The sequence below is a fragment of the Streptomyces sp. NC-S4 genome (genome assembly GCF_054353315.1).
The window spans coordinates 2,786,374-2,801,150 of the sequence record NZ_CM135937.1; the positions used below are offsets into that span (position 1 = coordinate 2,786,374).

Below are 14,777 nucleotides of genomic sequence, written 5' to 3' on the forward strand. Positions count from 1 at the left end.
ACAGGGGCGCTGAGCTGGGTTACAGAACCGGGAGGTTCTTGCGGCGACCGAGTGGCCATCCTCGGTGGTTGTTGGTCACTGTGGGCCGCCCTCAGACGGCCCAGCTTTCAGGGGTCCCATGGACACTCGCGGCCCCGGGTTCGTCGGGCCGGGCGGACCGGGTCCGGGCCGTGATCCCTGGTTTTAGGTTGCTGAAGATTCGCGGGCGATGAGGTCCAGAAGCTGGTCGGGAGTGAGAGTGGCAAGGTCGACGGAGCGGTCTTCGCACACGAGTCGCGCCGCCGCCTGTTGCGCCCTGAGCTGTTGGGCGCGTTCGATGAGCTCGCCGGCGCGGCGCCGTTTGTGGATACGGTCGACAAGGTCCGCGACCGCGAGCATGGCCGATGGAATGGACACGACCAGGGACGCCACTGCGACAGGATCGACGCTCTTGGTGTCCGGATCGTTCGCCGGTTCCGCTGTCGGAGATGGTTTGGGTTGGTAGCCCCAGCTCGACGTCAACGCGGCGATGCTCTTCCCGGCGGCTTCGACGTCCGCTCCAACAAACTCGATGATCACAGTTCCTCGTTTCCGTCGCCGGTGACCTTCAATAGCTCATCAAGCTCGTCAACAATGTCCACCAAACCGATCTTGACGGCAGCGGCTCGGCTTGCCTGGAACACCTGTCGAGCCTGCCCGCGTTCACCTGAGGCCAGCAGGAGTTGCCCCAACATAGCCCCGCCGATCGCGATGCCATCCGGCTGTTGAAGCTTCACAAAGAGCTGAAACGAGGTGACCAGCCTCGGCACCGCCGCCTCGAGATCCTGGCGACGCAGATCGATTTGTGCAAGGTCCCAGTTGGCTTCCGCGATGCCGTCCATGTCGCCGAGCTGCTCGTTGACTTCCAAACGCTTGAGCTGCAGTTCGCGGGCCTCGTCGACCTCGCCTCGCCGCTGGAGGATGTCGGCGATCCTTCCCCAAGTGACTGCGGCCGAGCGAGTGTCCCCGATCCCCTCGTAGGCCGGTAGTTCGATCTCGCGGCGGATCCGCAACGCCTCGTCGACCTCGCCCCGACGCTCGAAGATGCCAGCGATCTTTGTCCAGGTGATTGCGACGAAGCGGGTGGCGCCGATCCGCTCGTACACCGGTAGTTCGATCTCGCGGCGGATCCGCAACGCCTCGTCGACCTCGCCCCGACGCTCGGAGATATCGGCGATCTTTCCCCAGGCGACCGCGGCCAAGCCGGTGTCGTCGATCCGCTCGAACGCCGGCAGGATGATCTCGCGGTGGATCCGCAACGCCTCGTCGACCTCGCCCCGCTGCTGGACGATTTCGGCAATCCTTCCCCAAGTGGCTGCGGCCGAGCGGGTGTCACCGATCCCCTCGTACGCTGGCAGGGTGATCTCGCGGCGGATCCGCAACGCCTCGTCGACCTCGCCCCGACGCTCGAAGATGCCAGCGATCCTTCCCCAAGTGTCTGCGGCCGATCGGGTGTCACCGAACCGCTCGTACACCGGTAGTTCGATCTCGCGGTGGATCCGCAACGCCTCGTCGACCTCGCCCCGACGCTCGAAGATGTCGGCGATCTTTCCCCAGGTGACCGCGACCGAGCTGGTGTCACCGAGCCGCTCGAACGCCGGTAGTTCGATCTCGCGGTGGATCCGCAACGCCTCGTCGACCTCGCCCCGACGCTCGATGATGTCGGCGATCTTTCCCCAGGTGACCGCGATCGAGCTGGTGTCACCGATCCGCTCGAACGCCGGCAGGGCGACCTCACGAAGAATCCGCAACGCCTCGTCGACCTCGCCCCGCTGCTCGATGATGTCGGCGATCTTTCCCCAGGTGACCGCGACCTCGCGGGTGGCACCGATCCCCTCAAACGCCGGCAAGGCGACCTTGAGGTGGATCCGCAACGCCTCGTCGACCTCGCCCCGACGCTCGATGGTGTCGGCGATCTTTCCCCAGGCGACCGCGACCGAGCTGGTGTCACCGAGCCTCTCGTACACCGGTAGTTCGATCTCGCGGTGGATCCGCAATGCCTCGTCGACCTCGCCCCGACGCTCGATGATGTCGGCGATCTTTCCCCAGGTAACTGCGGCCTCGCGGGTGGCGCCGATCCGCTCGTACACCGGTAGTTCGATCTCGCGGTGAATCCGCAATGCCTCGTCGACCTCGCCCCGACGCTCGATGATGTCGGCGATCCTTCCCCAGGCGACCGCGACCGCGCGGATGTCTCCGGTCCGCTCGAACACCGGCAAGGTGATCTCGCGGTGGATCCGCAACGCCTCGTCGACCTCGCCCCGACGCTCGAAGATGTCGGCGATCTTTCCCCAGGTGACTGCGGCCTCGCGGGTGTTACCGGTGTCGGTGAGCAGTTGGCGGGCCTGGTGGAGCAGGTCTTCGGCCTGGTCGATCTCGCCACGGGTGATCAGGCGGTCGGCGTGGTCGTAGAGGACTGCGGCGTGGTCGACCGGGTCGGTCTGCCGGTCGCTGGTCCGGGTCTGCTGGACGGCACGGTGGAGCAGGGTGTCGGCGTGGTCGCCGTCGCCGCCGGTGACCACCGCAGCGGCGACCGCCCGGAGCAGGGTGATGGGAACTTCGTGGTGTTGGCGGTCTAGGAGGGTGATCGCTTGGTGGCCGAGTTCGGCGGCGGTGGAAGCCGGGCCTTGCCGCAGGGCGTACACGGCCGCGGTCGCGCAGTCGGCGGTGATGGTCGGGTTGTCGGCGGCCAGGGCCAGTTGGGTCAGCTGCAGGTCCAGGTCCCTGCCGCGGCTGGGGCGGGGTGTGGCACCGCCCCACTGGGTGTACAGCGGTTCAGCGGCCAGGGTAGCGAGGGTGGTCCGCTCTTCGGGGGTGAGGGGGGTCAGGCGTCCGGACACAAGGGCGTTGACGGCCAGGGCCGGATATTCGGGGCGGTGCTGGTCGGGAAAGGCGTCGAGGAGCCCGAGGCCGCACAGGCGGGACGCCGATCCGCCGACGGCGGCGGCGAGGGTGTCGATGACGGGGTGCGGGACCGGTACGGTGAACAGGGTGCAGGCCCGCAACAGGTCGCGGTGGGCGGGCCCGGCCTGGTCGAGGAGGGCGTCGAGAGCCAGGTTTTCCAGGAACGCGCCGATGTCGGCATTGTCGGCCGGCAGGTCACCCTGCTGAAGATAGGCCTCCATGCCGGCGACGGCAGCCTCGGCGCGGACCTGGTCGACCTCGCTGCTGTAGACCAGGCGCAGCCCGATGAGGTCCTGCAGCCCGGGGTTGCCGCAACTGACCTCCAGGGCTCGCTGGGCCAGGTCGGCGCGTTGGGTCCGGTACCCGGTCGGGGCAAGGTCTTGCTGACGGCGTTGGAGCTTGCGCTGGGCCGCCGGTGACAGGGGCTGCAACTGGACCGGTTCCAGTCGTACGTCCAGCCCGTCGAGAGTGAATGTGTAGCGGCTGGTGACCAGAATCCGGCTGTCGGTGGTGGCCGGGTCGAACGCGGAGAGCACGTCGGCGAGCACGGTGGCGTGGTCGGGGTCGAGCCGGTGCGGACCTTCGAGGTTGGCGGTCAGGATCTGTTCGAGATCGTCGATGATCAGCAGCAGGGGTTTGCGGACGTTGTCGAGTTCCTGGGAGCACGGTCCGGCCAGCAGATCGATCAGGAGCGGTTTGAGGAGATCTGGCTGCTCGCGGACCTCGGCGCGCCTTGCTTCGATGAGGCTGCGGGCCTCGGGGTTGGTGGTGACGGCGTCGGCGATGGCGTCGAGGATCGCCGTCGGGGTGTAGTCGCCGAACACGACCGCGACAGCCCGGTTGGGGTGACGGTCGGCGATCCGGGCGGCCAGGCTCGACTTGCCCAACCGGCCCTGCCCGTGGAGCAGGACCCCGGCCTTCTGCCCACCGCGCAGGGCCCGCAGCGTGCGCTGCATCTCCGGGCGACGGCCGACGAACATTTCCGTAGCCGCGACCGGCAGCTGGTGTTTGCGGTCCAGGAACGTCTTGGTCACATGGTGCGGGAGCACCATCTGGCGTTTAAGGATTCCCCCGACCAGCGGACCGCCACCGGCCGGCCCCAGCCACAACCGCGCCAGGTGCCATTCGGCACGCTGGCGCTCATCGGAACAGGCCAGCAGGTGGCGGCGGGCCTCGGCGACGGCCTCGGCCACCTCGACACGACGGCTGAGCTGCCGGTACAGGCGTTCGGCGAAACGAGTGGCTGCCTGGTCGCTGACCGAGCCGTCCCAGCCGATGACCGCGGGAATCCCGGCGGCCACCAGACCGGTGGCCATCGAGTGCGCCACCGGCACGCCGGGCTCGGCCATCTGACCGCTACGGTGGCCGGCGCCTGCGGGAACGTGCCCGGTCACGTCGGCACCGGTGGCGGTCAGGCAAGCCGACACGAACGCTAGCCGCGGCCGAGGAGTCAACAGGCCCACCAGCGCGTCCGCGCTCGTCGGACGCCCGTCCCCGAGATCATCTTCCATCAGTAGGACGGGAGTGGCGGGTTCGTCGGGCTCCGGGCGCCAGTTGTGCAGCCCGTGACATGACAGATGAACCACCGGCATCCCGCCGAGCTCGGACAGACGCAGGCCAAGATGCTCGGGATTGCCGGAGTCCTCAACAACCAGATCAAGACTCGTCTCCCCGACGGCGTTGAGGATGGCCATCTCCTCGGCCTCGAAGTCCAGCTCGTTCTGACCCCGCGGTGCCGAAGCCATGAACGCCACCCCGAGCCGGTACCCGTCCAGAGCCTGCGCCGGACTCGGCTGACCGAGCCGACGCGCCACAGCGAACAACCTCGGTCCCTCGGCAAGGAATCCGCCCCCAGGAGCGGCCAGCAGCTCATACGGAGCCCGCAGCAACGCCCAAACCGCCGCGGACGGTCTCGCCGGTGCTCGCACCTCAAACACCAGCGGCGCCGACGCCTCATCGAGTAGACGCGTCAACTGACCGAGGTCACCATCGAGCCACCGATACAACTCGCGTCCCACCGCGAGCAACGCCTGGTCCTGGGAGCCGTTACGCACGGCATCCACATACTGGCCGGCAACGGCAGTGAGCAGCTCAACATCAGAGGTCTGCAACACCCGACGGGGACCGACCCGCCGACCATCAACGACCAGCTCAAACCCGGTGGCGTCCACAACCAGCCCAGTAGCCATATGTCATCTTAACGTCACTGACCGCTACTTCAGGGCCCGAATGAAGACTCATCCATTCGATCGGATTCGTCCCGCGGTTGCCTCGTCCACTACGGGGCGCGCCGGAGATCGCGGACAGCGTTCTCGCCACGAGACGGACTGAGTTGACGAAAGAAGCTGACGCCTACGCCCTCGGCGCCTTGCTGCTCATCGTGGACGGGGCCTCAAGGCCTCGGGTTCCGCGTCCAACGGCCCACAGACGCCCAAGGTTCGCAAGACGGCTCCGGGCCGGTGGTCGATGACCACCGGCCCGGAGTGTTGTGCGTGGCCCGCAGGGGCCTGACCTGCCCTTACAGGACCGGGAGGTTCTTGCGGAGTTCGAAGGCCGTGACCTCCGAGCGGTATTCCTCCCACTCCTGCTTCTTGTTGCGCAGGAAGAAGTCGAAGACGTGCTCGCCGAGGGTTTCGGCGACCAGTTCGCTGCGTTCCATCAGGGAGATGGCCTCGCCGAGGTTCTGCGGGAGGGGTTCGATGCCCATCGCGCGGCGTTCGGCGTCGGAGAGGGCCCAGACGTCGTCGTCGGCGCCCGCCGGGAGTTCGTAGCCCTCCTCGATGCCCTTGAGGCCGGCCGCGAGGAGAACCGCGTAGGTGAGGTACGGGTTGGCGCCCGAGTCGATCGAGCGGACCTCGACGCGCGAGGAGCCCGTCTTGCCCGGCTTGTACATCGGGACGCGGATCAGGGCCGAGCGGTTGTTGTGGCCCCAGCAGATGTACGAGGGGGCCTCGCCGCCCGCGCCGGCGCTGCGGGAGGAGCCGCCCCAGATGCGCTTGTAGGAGTTGACCCACTGGTTGGTGACCGCTGCCGTCTCGGCGGCGTGCCGCAGCAGGCCCGCGATGAAGGAGCGGCCGACCTTGGACAGCTGGTACTCGGCGCCCGACTCGTAGAAGGCGTTGCGGTCGCCCTCGAAGAGGGAGAGGTGGGTGTGCATGCCCGAGCCGGGGTACTCCGAGAACGGCTTCGGCATGAAGGTGGCCTGGACGCCCTGTTCGAGGGCGACCTGCTTCATGACCAGGCGGAAGGTCATGATGTTGTCGGCCGTGGAGAGCGCGTCGGCGTAGCGGAGGTCGATCTCCTGCTGGCCGGGGGCGCCCTCGTGGTGGCTGAACTCCACCGAGATGCCCATGGATTCGAGCATGGTGATCGCCTGGCGGCGGAAGTCCATGCCCACGTTCTGCGGGGTGTGGTCGAAGTACCCGGAGTTGTCGGCCGGGACCGGGCGGGTGCCGTCCAGCGGCTTGTCCTTCAGCAGGAAGAACTCGATCTCCGGGTGGGTGTAGAAGGTGAAGCCCAGGTCGGAGGTCTTGGCCAGGATGCGCTTGAGGACGTAGCGCGGGTCCGCGAAGGACGGCGAGCCGTCCGGCATCAGGATGTCGCAGAACATCCGGGCGGTCCCCGGGGCCTCCGCGCGCCACGGCAGTATCTGGAACGTGCTCGGGTCCGGCTTGGCGATCATGTCGGACTCGTAGACCCGCGCGAAGCCCTCGATCGCGGAGCCGTCGAAACCGATGCCCTCGTCGAAGGCCTGCTCCAGCTCCGCCGGCGCGACCGCGACGGACTTGAGGAAGCCCAGTACGTCGGTGAACCACAGGCGCACGAAGCGGATGTCGCGCTCCTCAAGCGTCCGGAGGACGAATTCCTGCTGCTTGTCCATGCCTTCATCCTCGCAGTTCAGACGGCCTGTGCACCACCGCCTCGACCGTCGGGGCACAGTCGGGCGCGCCCAGTATGGCCAGTCGTGGTTTCCGCCACATTACGCACCCGGGAAAGCTCGCGGCACCCCCGCACTGACCTGGGAGCCGTCATGAGCATTACCATCTGCGCCCATGGGGGGCCGGCAGCACACGCAGCCGGGGCGTCGCGGACGTCCCGGGCTTCGGCGTGCCGTCCTGCTGATCGTCTTCGGGGTGCTGGCCGGCGCGGTGCTGCTGTGCGCGCGCTCGGGCGAGTCGCACGCCCCGTCGCCGGGTGCGCGGGTGCATCAGGCACATGCGGGGGAAGCGGCGCACGTCGTCTGCGTGTCCCCGTACGACCTGCCCGGCTGCTCGCCGCTCACGCGCGTCACGCCGGGTGTGCTGCCCGTGCCGCCGCCCGCCGTGACCGGTCCCATGGGTGCTCCGGCGCCCGCCGCGATCGCCGCCGGGGCGGCGCGGATCCGGCTGTACGGGGCTCCGCCGCGCGCCCCCGACCTGTATGCCCTCCAGGTGCTGCGGACCTGAGTGGTCCGGTTCGGTTTCGCGTTCATCCACCCCCCTCAGCAGAAGGAAACCAGGGCACATGGCCAGCAAGTCCGGCAGGACCAACCAGAACACCGACCCGAACTCCCGTCAGGCGCGCATAGCCGAGATGCGCCGCGCCGACCAGATCCGGGAGCGGCGCAACAAGGCCATCGCGATCACGGCCGCGTCGGCCGTCGTCGTCGGCCTCGTCGGCTTCGGCGCCTGGGTGCTGATCGACCAGAAGCAGGCCGAGCAGCGCAAGGAGGCGGCCGCGGAGAAGATCCGCAAGGAGGCCGAGGAGATCCGCAAGCAGCCGGTCGAGGGCGAGCAGCTCTGGGACGCGAAGAAGCTGGGCCGCAACCACGTCGAGACCCCGGTGAAGTACGAGATGAACCCGCCGGTCGGCGGTGACCACCACCCCCGCTGGATGAACTGCAACGGTGACGTCTACAAGAACGCGGTGCCGGAGGTGAACGCCGTGCACTCGCTGGAGCACGGCGCGGTCTGGGTGACGTACAACGAGAAGGCCCCCAAGGCCGACGTGGACAAGCTCGCCGCGACCGTCGGCAGCACCCCGTACACGCTGATGAGCCCGGTCAAGGAGCAGACCGGCGCGATCATGCTCAGCGCGTGGGGCAAGCAGCTGACCGTGGAGAGCGCGGACGACCCGCGGGTGTCGAAGTTCTTCACGAAGTACGTGCAGGGCGAGCAGACCCCGGAGCCGGGCGCGGCCTGCACGAGCGGGCTGGCCGGCAAGTGAGCCGCCCGGCCGGCGCCGATCGCCCCGTCCCCCGTACGTACTGGGTCGCGGGCACGGCCGTCCTGCTGGCCCTGCTGTTCGCGGCGGCCGCCACGGTGGCCGCCGCGAACGGCGGAGGTTCCGCCGGTTCCGGTGTGCCGGCCGGTCCGGCGGCGCCCCGCACTCCGGGGGACGACTCGCCGGACGCGGGCTTCGCCCGGGACATGGCGGTGCACCACCAGCAGGCGGTCGAGATGTCCTTCATCGTCCGTGACCGCACCCAGGACGAGCCGGTGCGCACCCTCGCCTACGACATCGCCAACACCCAGGCCAACCAGCGGGGCATGCTGCTCGGCTGGCTGGACCTGTGGGGGCTGCCTAAGGTGGTGGCCGGCCGGCCGCCGATGTCCTGGATGGGGGCCTCGGGCGGTCACGGCGGCCACGCGGGGCACGACGCCGCGAAGCCCGGCGCGCTGATGCCGGGCATGGCCACCAAGGAGGAGCTGGACCGGCTGGGGGCCGCCTCGGGCCGGGACGCGGAGGTGCTCTTCCTCCAGCTGATGACCGACCACCACAAGGGCGGCGTGGCGATGGCCGAGGGCTGCGCGCAGCAGTGCGGGACCCCGGTCGAGCGGGCCCTGGCGCAGGGCATGGTCGACGCGCAGCGCTCGGAGCTCACCCTGATGGAGGACATGCTGCGCAAGCGCGGAGCCGCGCCGCGCGGGTGAGGGGACACGCCCGTACGGTGGTGAGAGGCGCCCTCTCACCCGTACGGGCGTGTGCTTCGCCGCAGGGGGCCGGCAGAGAACCGGCAGAGAACCCGTACGTACCCGTACCGGCCCGTACCCGTACCGGCCCGTGGGGGCCGCCGCACCGGACGCGTCCGCGCCCGGTGTCGAACGGCGTGCTCAGGAGGTTCAGCGATGACCACTGCCGCAGACATCATGCACCCCGGGGCCCAGTGGATTCCCGCCACCGAGACCCTCGACCGGGCCGCCCAGCTGATGGCCCGGCTCAATGTGGGCGCCCTGCCGATCAGCGACGCCGAGGAGCGGCTGTGCGGCATCATCACCGACCGCGACATCGTCGTGAACTGTGTGGCCAGGGGCCACGACCCGGCGAAGGTCACCTGCGGTGACCTGGCCCAGGGCACCCCGCGCTGGATCGACGCGGGCGCGGACGTCGGCGACGTGCTGGAGGAGATGCAGAGCCACCAGATCCGCCGACTCCCCGTGATCCGGAACAAGAAGCTGGTGGGCATGATCAGCGAGGCCGACCTCGCCCAGCACCTCTCCGACGACCAGATGGCCACCTTCGTGGAGAAGGTCTACGCGCGGGTCTGACCCTGCCCCGCCGTTGCCAGGACCGCCCGGGCCACCTCGCCCGGGCGGTCCAGCATGACCAGGTGGCCGGCGGGTTCGGCGACCTCGAAGCGGGCGCCGAGCAGGTCGGCGAGGTCCGCCTGCCGGGACAGCCAGCGCAGCGCGGCGCACCCGGCCGAGCCGTCGTGGCCGGCCAGGACGGTGGTGGGGGCGGCCAGCGGGTGCGCCTGGCGCAGGGCCTGCAGCTCGGCGGCCATGTCCAGGTAGCGGGAGTTCTCCAGCAGGGCGCCGCGCCAGACCCGGCCGGTGCGGTAGCAGCGGCGTACGAGGTCCCGGGCGGCCGGGTCGGAGCCGCCGGTGCGGGAGGCCCGTACGGTGGCCCGCCGGGCCAGCGGTCCCAGCGCGGCCGGCAGTCCGGCGGCGGTCACGGCCCGGCCGAGGAGCCGGGCCGCCCCGGTGCGCAGTGCGGCGGGCAGGACGGTGTGCGGGGTCTCCTCGACGCTGCCGTCGACCAGGACGAGCCCGGCGGTGCGCTCGGGGTACAGGCGGGCGAAGGCCTCGGCGTGGAAGCCGGCGATGGAGTGTCCGACGACGGTGACGGGGCCGGCGGTACGGGTACCGAGCCCCAGTGCGTCCAGCAGCCCTGCGATGCGGTGGGCCTCCCCGGCGGTGGTGGGCGGCCGGGTGGCGGGGCCGCTGAGGCCGTGTCCGGGGCGGTCGAAGCGGACGACGGTGCGGCCAGCGGCGACGAGCGGTGCGACGACCGGGTCCCAGTCGAACCAGGCCATGGCGAGCCCGGCGCTGAGGACGCACACGGGTCCCCGGCCTTCGACGACGACGTGCAACGGCACCCCGTCGACCCGGCCGACCCCGCTGGTCCCCACGCCCCCCTCGACCCCTTCGACGCGGACGAACCGGCCGGTGACGCTGACGCCGACGCTCACGTACGGCCCTCCTTGTGGACGGAATGGGCGAGCAGGCCCAGCCAGAGCGCGACGAGGAGCACCTGGAGCCGCTGGCCGGCGCCCAGGGCCCAGGTCCCGCGCCCGGCCGTGAACAGGGCGATCGCGGACAGGGTCCAGACGGTGGCGAGCAGTTCGAGGGCGACGAGCGCGGGGCCGTAGCGGGCGAGCGGGGCGAACCAGCCGTAGCGGCGGGCGGCGACCGTGAGGGCCACGAGGCCGACGAGGGCCCCGGTCATGGCGAGGCTGCTGCTGACGGCGTGGGCCTGGTGGGTCGCGGGGACCAGTCCGGCGGTCTCCCGGGCGGCGCATTCGGGGTCCACGGTGGGCTGGCAGCTCAGCGGCAGCCAGGCGTCGGCGGCGGTGGCCGCGCCGAAGAGGGTGACCCCGGCCCAGCCGATGACCGCCCAGGCGCGGCGGGACTCCGCGTACTTCAGCAGCCGGACGAGCGCCAGGAGCCCTCCGGAGAAGGCCAGCAGCCCGGCGGTGAAGTCGGTGGCCCGGAAGAGGCCGCCGAGCGGCTGGTCCTGGGCGGCGAGTTCGCTGACGTACGTCTCGATGGGGTTGAGGCCCGTGGAGAGGACGACTTCGAGCACCCACGCCGTATAGGCGGCCGCGGCGAGACCGATCAGGGTGGCGACCGGCCAGGCGGTCCGCGGCGAGAGTCCATGTGTGGACATAGTGTGACTAATCCTAAGCAGACTCGGGGTCGGTCCTACGATCGGATACCCTCCCCCGGTAGGGTTCCCGTCATGACGCGCAGTGCTCAGCGAGCCGCCCCGGGGGCCCGGTTGCTGCTGCTCGCCGCGCTACTGCTGCTGGGCATCGTCACCATGCACACCCTGGGCCATCCGACTGAGTCCCACACCGTGCAAGACGTGTCCGCGGCCCACTCCGTTGCCTCGGCGGGGCCGCCCGCCCCGGCCGGACACGGTGGTGCGCGCCACACCTCGGCCCCGGCGGCCGCCGACGCGCCCTCCCCCACGGTCCCCTGGTGGGGGTTCGCGGCGCCCGCGACCGAGATGGACCCCACGTCGGTCTGCCTCGCCGTGCTCGCGGGGCTCTTCGTGCTGCTCATCGGCACCGGCCGGACCGGATCCCGACGCACCGCGCCGCTCGGGGGCGCGGCCCGCATACCGGTCCGGTCCGGCGGTGGTCCGGACCCGCCCTCGCCCCGCGAGCTCCTCACCCGGCTGGCGGTCCTGCGGGTATAGGCCGACGCCGCCGCCCCCGCATGCCCGCGCGTGCCCGGGGCGGCGCCGCACCGTGCCCATGCATCCGCAACACCACACCCATGAGGTGCTCCCATGCGCTCTCTTCCCACCCGTCGCACCGTGCTCGGCGCGTCCGCGGCCGTCCTCGGCTCCGGACTGCTCGCCGCCTGCACCGGTTCCGCCGACTCTTCCGGTTCCTCCGGGTCCGCCGGCACCGCCGGCACCGGCCACGGCTCGATGAACCACGGCGGCTCCGCCGCGGACGTGCCCGAGGGGTACGTAGACCCGGCCGGGCCCGAGGTGCAGGCCGCCGAAGCCGCCCGCAAGGCCACCGGCCCCCTCACAGAGGTCAAGGTGACCGCCACCGCCACCCCGCTCGACCTCGGCGCCGGCATCACCGTCCGCTCCTGGGCGTACGGGGACAAGGCGCCGGGCCAGGAGGTCCGGGCCACCGCGGGCGGCACGCTCGCCCTCACGCTGGCCAACAACCTCCCCGAGGCCACTTCCCTGCACTGGCACGGCCTCACCCTGCGCAACGACATGGACGGGGTCCCGGGGCTGACCCAGCGCGACATCGCCCCGGGCGGCTCCTTCCCGTACCGGTTCGCCGTCCCGAACCCGGGCACGTACTGGTTCCACCCGCACACCGGGGTCCAGCAGGACCGCGGCCTGTACGGCGCGCTGATCATCGAGGACCCCAAGGAACCCCTCTCCTACGACAAGGAGTGGGTGGTGGTCCTGGACGACTGGATCGACGGGGTGGACGGAGCCACTCCGGACGCCGTCCTCGCCGAGCTCCGCAAGGGCATGAACGGCAACGGCGGAGCCCACGCGGCCCCCGGCCGCAGCGCCTCCCACTCGCCCTCCGCCTCCCGGTCCCCCAAGGGCACCGGCAAGCGCTCCTACGTCGCCATGGGCGGCCACAGCGACTACCTCGGCGGGGACGCGGGCGACGTCGTCTACGCCTACTACCTGATCAACGGGCGGGTGGCGGACGACCCTTCGGTCCTCACCGCCGAACCGGGCGACCGGATCCGGCTGCGGATCATCAACGCCGGCGGCGACACCGCCTTCCGGATCGCCCTCGGCGACCACGAACTGACGGTCACCCACACCGACGGCTACCCGGTGGAGCAGACGAGGACGGGCTCGCTGCTGCTGGGCATGGGCGAGCGGTACGACGTCCTGGTCACCGCCAAGGACGGGGTGTTCCCCCTCACCGCACTGGCCGAGGGCAAGGAGGGCTCGGCGCTCGCGGTGCTGCGCACCGGGTCGGGGACGGCGCCCACGGCCGCGACCCGGCCGGCGGAACTGGACGCGCCGCCGCTGATGGCGGACGTGCTCAGGGCCGCCGAATCGGTCGCGCTGGCCCCGCGCGACCCGGACCGTACGGTGCAGCTGCGGCTCACCGGCAACATGACCAACTACAACTGGGCCTTCGACGGCAAGCCGTACACGCCCGACCAGCGGCACCCGGTGAAGGCGGGCGAGCGGGTCCGGCTGGAGTTCGCCAACGCGACGCCCATGTGGCACCCGGTCCACCTGCACGGGCACACCTTCGCGCTGGGCGGACAGGAGGGCGGGGCGCGCAAGGACACCGCGATCCTCCTGCCGGGGCGCAGGCTGACGGTGGACTTCGACGCGGACAACCCCGGACTGTGGATGACGCACTGCCACAACGTCTACCACTCGGAGTCCGGGATGATGACGGTGCTCGGCTACCAGCTGTAGGTCACGGCCTTCCCGCCCGGCCCCCGGGCCGGGCGGGAATTCGGATGGGCCCCGGGCGCGGGCATGGCACCCTTGCGGTGATCACGACTGTCGCGACAAAAGGACGCCTCCACCGGTATGAGCACCCCGCCGAACCCGCCCAGCACTCCCGTCGGTCCGCCGACCGAGCCGGCGGGCACTCCCACCCCCGAGACGGACTCCATACCCGCGCCCGCGCAGCCGCTCTCGCTGGAGAAGACCCCGGCCGCCCCGGCGACGCCCGAGGCCGCTGAGGCCGCTGAGGCCTCCGAGGCTCCCGAGGCTCCCGAGGCTCCCGAGGCTCCCGAGGCGACCCCGGCGACCCCCGAGGCCCCGGAGGCGGCCCGGACTCCCCGGGCTCCCGTCGCGGCCACCCCGGAGCCGGCACCCGCCCCGGAGCCGGCACCCGCGCCGTCGCCGTTCGCCCCGCCGACGGCGCCCGCGTCCACCCCTGCGGCCGCGGGCTTCGGCGCCCCCGGTGCGCCCGGTGCGCCCGGTGCCCCCGGCCACGCGTGGGGCGCACCGCCCCCCGGCTCCCCCGGAGCCGGAGCCGCGTACCCGGGCTACCCCGGATACCCCGGGTACCCGCAGGCCACCCCGAACAGCAACGGCCTGGCGGTCGCCGCCGTCATCACCGGTGGCTTCGGCATCTTCTTCGGCGTCATCCCGTTCTTCTTCTGGGCCGGCACCCTGCTCGCCGCCGTCGGCGTGGGCCTCGGCATCGGCGGCACCGTCCGCGCCAACAAGGGCGCTCCGAAGAAGTCGATGGCCGTCGTCGGCACCGTGCTCGGCATACTCGGCCTGCTCACCTCGGTCGGCGGGTTCTTCCTGACCGTCCTGGTCGTCGACCGGGCCGACAGCCGCATCGACCGGCAGATCGACGAGGACTGGGGGCCGGACGAGGACTACCCCGGCGGCGAGCCCCGGCCCTCCAAGTCCCCTTCGCCCGCCCAGGTCCCCGGCCTGACCAGCGCGCTGCCGTTCGGCGAGACCTTCACCTACCCGAACGGCGTCAAGGTGAGCCTCTCGGTGCCGACGAAGTACGAGGCGAAGAACAAGTACTCCCGCGAGCGGATCAAGAACGCGATCCAGCTCACCATCACCATCACCAACGGCTCGACCGCGCCGCACGAGGTGATCTACGCCGTGCCCAACGTCCGTGACGAACAGGGCATGGCCGCCGAGATGGCCTACGACTCCGGCAGCGTGCCGAAGATGATCCGGGGCTCGATCCTGCCGGGCGAGACCGCCAGCGGGATCGTGGCCTTCGAGGTCCCCGAGGGCACCAAGAGCATCACCGCGGACATCTCCGCCGGGACCAGGCTCGACGACGTGAAGTACGCCGGCCCGATCGGCTGACGGTACGTCACCACACGGGAAACAGGCGGAAAGCAGGCGCAAGGCAGGCGGGGCCCAGGACATCG

General features: G+C 70.9%; 12 protein-coding genes. 7 read left to right on the forward strand and 5 right to left on the reverse strand.

The window, feature by feature from the left end; all coding sequences use genetic code 11:
- Positions 1–183: 183 nt before the first annotated feature.
- The 3 genes from ACXNSR_RS12135 to ACXNSR_RS12145 all read right to left on the reverse strand — a co-directional run bounded on the left by ACXNSR_RS12135 (position 184) and on the right by ACXNSR_RS12145 (position 6,802).
- A complete protein-coding gene (locus tag ACXNSR_RS12135) occupies positions 184–558 on the reverse strand; it encodes a hypothetical protein (RefSeq protein ID WP_458642077.1) in 375 nt (124 codons plus the stop codon).
- Positions 555–5,093 (reverse strand): CHAT domain-containing protein, encoded by a 4,539-nt coding sequence (locus tag ACXNSR_RS12140; protein ID WP_458642078.1) that lies wholly within the window; start codon positions 5,091–5,093, stop codon positions 555–557. Before ACXNSR_RS12140 ends, ACXNSR_RS12135 begins: the two co-directional genes overlap by 4 nt.
- 347 nt (positions 5,094–5,440) lie before the next feature.
- Positions 5,441–6,802, reverse strand: a complete 1,362-nt coding sequence (locus ACXNSR_RS12145; RefSeq protein WP_030772013.1) for a glutamine synthetase family protein — start codon at positions 6,800–6,802, stop codon at positions 5,441–5,443.
- A 172-nt stretch (positions 6,803–6,974) separates the two neighbouring features.
- Between ACXNSR_RS12145 and ACXNSR_RS12150 the strand changes: the two genes are divergently transcribed.
- From ACXNSR_RS12150 to ACXNSR_RS12165, 4 genes are all read left to right on the forward strand, one after another.
- A complete protein-coding gene (locus ACXNSR_RS12150; protein ID WP_458642079.1) occupies positions 6,975–7,367 on the forward strand; it encodes a hypothetical protein in 393 nt (130 codons plus the stop codon).
- A gap of 58 nt (positions 7,368–7,425) precedes the next feature.
- Positions 7,426–8,127, forward strand: coding sequence for a DUF3105 domain-containing protein (locus ACXNSR_RS12155; protein ID WP_458642080.1), 702 nt, complete (start codon positions 7,426–7,428; stop codon positions 8,125–8,127).
- Positions 8,124–8,834, forward strand: coding sequence for a DUF305 domain-containing protein (locus ACXNSR_RS12160; protein ID WP_458642081.1), 711 nt, complete (start codon positions 8,124–8,126; stop codon positions 8,832–8,834). Before ACXNSR_RS12155 ends, ACXNSR_RS12160 begins: the two co-directional genes overlap by 4 nt.
- A gap of 195 nt (positions 8,835–9,029) precedes the next feature.
- Entirely contained in the window at positions 9,030–9,449 is a 420-nt protein-coding gene (locus ACXNSR_RS12165) for a CBS domain-containing protein (RefSeq protein WP_458642082.1), read from the forward strand.
- On the opposite strand, the gene ACXNSR_RS12170 is transcribed toward ACXNSR_RS12165, so the two are convergent.
- Both ACXNSR_RS12170 and ACXNSR_RS12175 read right to left on the reverse strand, forming a co-directional pair.
- Positions 9,434–10,312 carry an alpha/beta fold hydrolase gene (locus ACXNSR_RS12170; protein WP_458643281.1) on the reverse strand — a complete coding sequence of 293 codons (879 nt, stop codon included), beginning with the start codon at positions 10,310–10,312 and terminating at the stop codon, positions 9,434–9,436. The two genes, ACXNSR_RS12165 and ACXNSR_RS12170, sit on opposite strands and share 16 nt — an antisense overlap.
- 56 nt (positions 10,313–10,368) lie before the next feature.
- Positions 10,369–11,070: a DUF998 domain-containing protein gene (locus ACXNSR_RS12175; RefSeq protein ID WP_458642083.1), complete on the reverse strand. Its 702-nt coding sequence runs from the start codon at positions 11,068–11,070 to the stop codon at positions 10,369–10,371.
- 72 nt (positions 11,071–11,142) lie between these two features.
- Here ACXNSR_RS12175 and ACXNSR_RS12180 point away from each other — a divergent pair, with 72 nt between their 5' ends.
- From ACXNSR_RS12180 to ACXNSR_RS12190, 3 genes are all read left to right on the forward strand, one after another.
- Positions 11,143–11,604 (forward strand): hypothetical protein, encoded by a 462-nt coding sequence (locus ACXNSR_RS12180; protein WP_458642084.1) that lies wholly within the window; start codon positions 11,143–11,145, stop codon positions 11,602–11,604.
- Between the two features lie 93 nt (positions 11,605–11,697).
- Positions 11,698–13,335, forward strand: coding sequence for a multicopper oxidase family protein (locus ACXNSR_RS12185; protein WP_458642085.1), 1,638 nt, complete (start codon positions 11,698–11,700; stop codon positions 13,333–13,335).
- Positions 13,336–13,452: 117 nt separating this feature from the next.
- Positions 13,453–14,712 (forward strand): DUF4190 domain-containing protein, encoded by a 1,260-nt coding sequence (locus ACXNSR_RS12190; protein WP_458642086.1) that lies wholly within the window; start codon positions 13,453–13,455, stop codon positions 14,710–14,712.
- The last annotated feature ends 65 nt before the right edge of the window (positions 14,713–14,777 follow it).

Coding starts and splice junctions, on each gene's coding strand:
- ACXNSR_RS12145 (WP_030772013.1), bottom strand. CDS start 6,802: ATGGACAAGCAGCAGGAATTCGTCCTCCGGACGCTTGAGGAGCGCGAC.
- ACXNSR_RS12150 (WP_458642079.1), top strand. CDS start 6,975: ATGGGGGGCCGGCAGCACACGCAGCCGGGGCGTCGCGGACGTCCCGGG.
- ACXNSR_RS12155 (WP_458642080.1), top strand. CDS start 7,426: ATGGCCAGCAAGTCCGGCAGGACCAACCAGAACACCGACCCGAACTCC.
- ACXNSR_RS12165 (WP_458642082.1), top strand. CDS start 9,030: ATGACCACTGCCGCAGACATCATGCACCCCGGGGCCCAGTGGATTCCC.
- ACXNSR_RS12175 (WP_458642083.1), bottom strand. CDS start 11,070: ATGTCCACACATGGACTCTCGCCGCGGACCGCCTGGCCGGTCGCCACC.
- ACXNSR_RS12180 (WP_458642084.1), top strand. CDS start 11,143: ATGACGCGCAGTGCTCAGCGAGCCGCCCCGGGGGCCCGGTTGCTGCTG.
- ACXNSR_RS12185 (WP_458642085.1), top strand. CDS start 11,698: ATGCGCTCTCTTCCCACCCGTCGCACCGTGCTCGGCGCGTCCGCGGCC.
- ACXNSR_RS12190 (WP_458642086.1), top strand. CDS start 13,453: ATGAGCACCCCGCCGAACCCGCCCAGCACTCCCGTCGGTCCGCCGACC.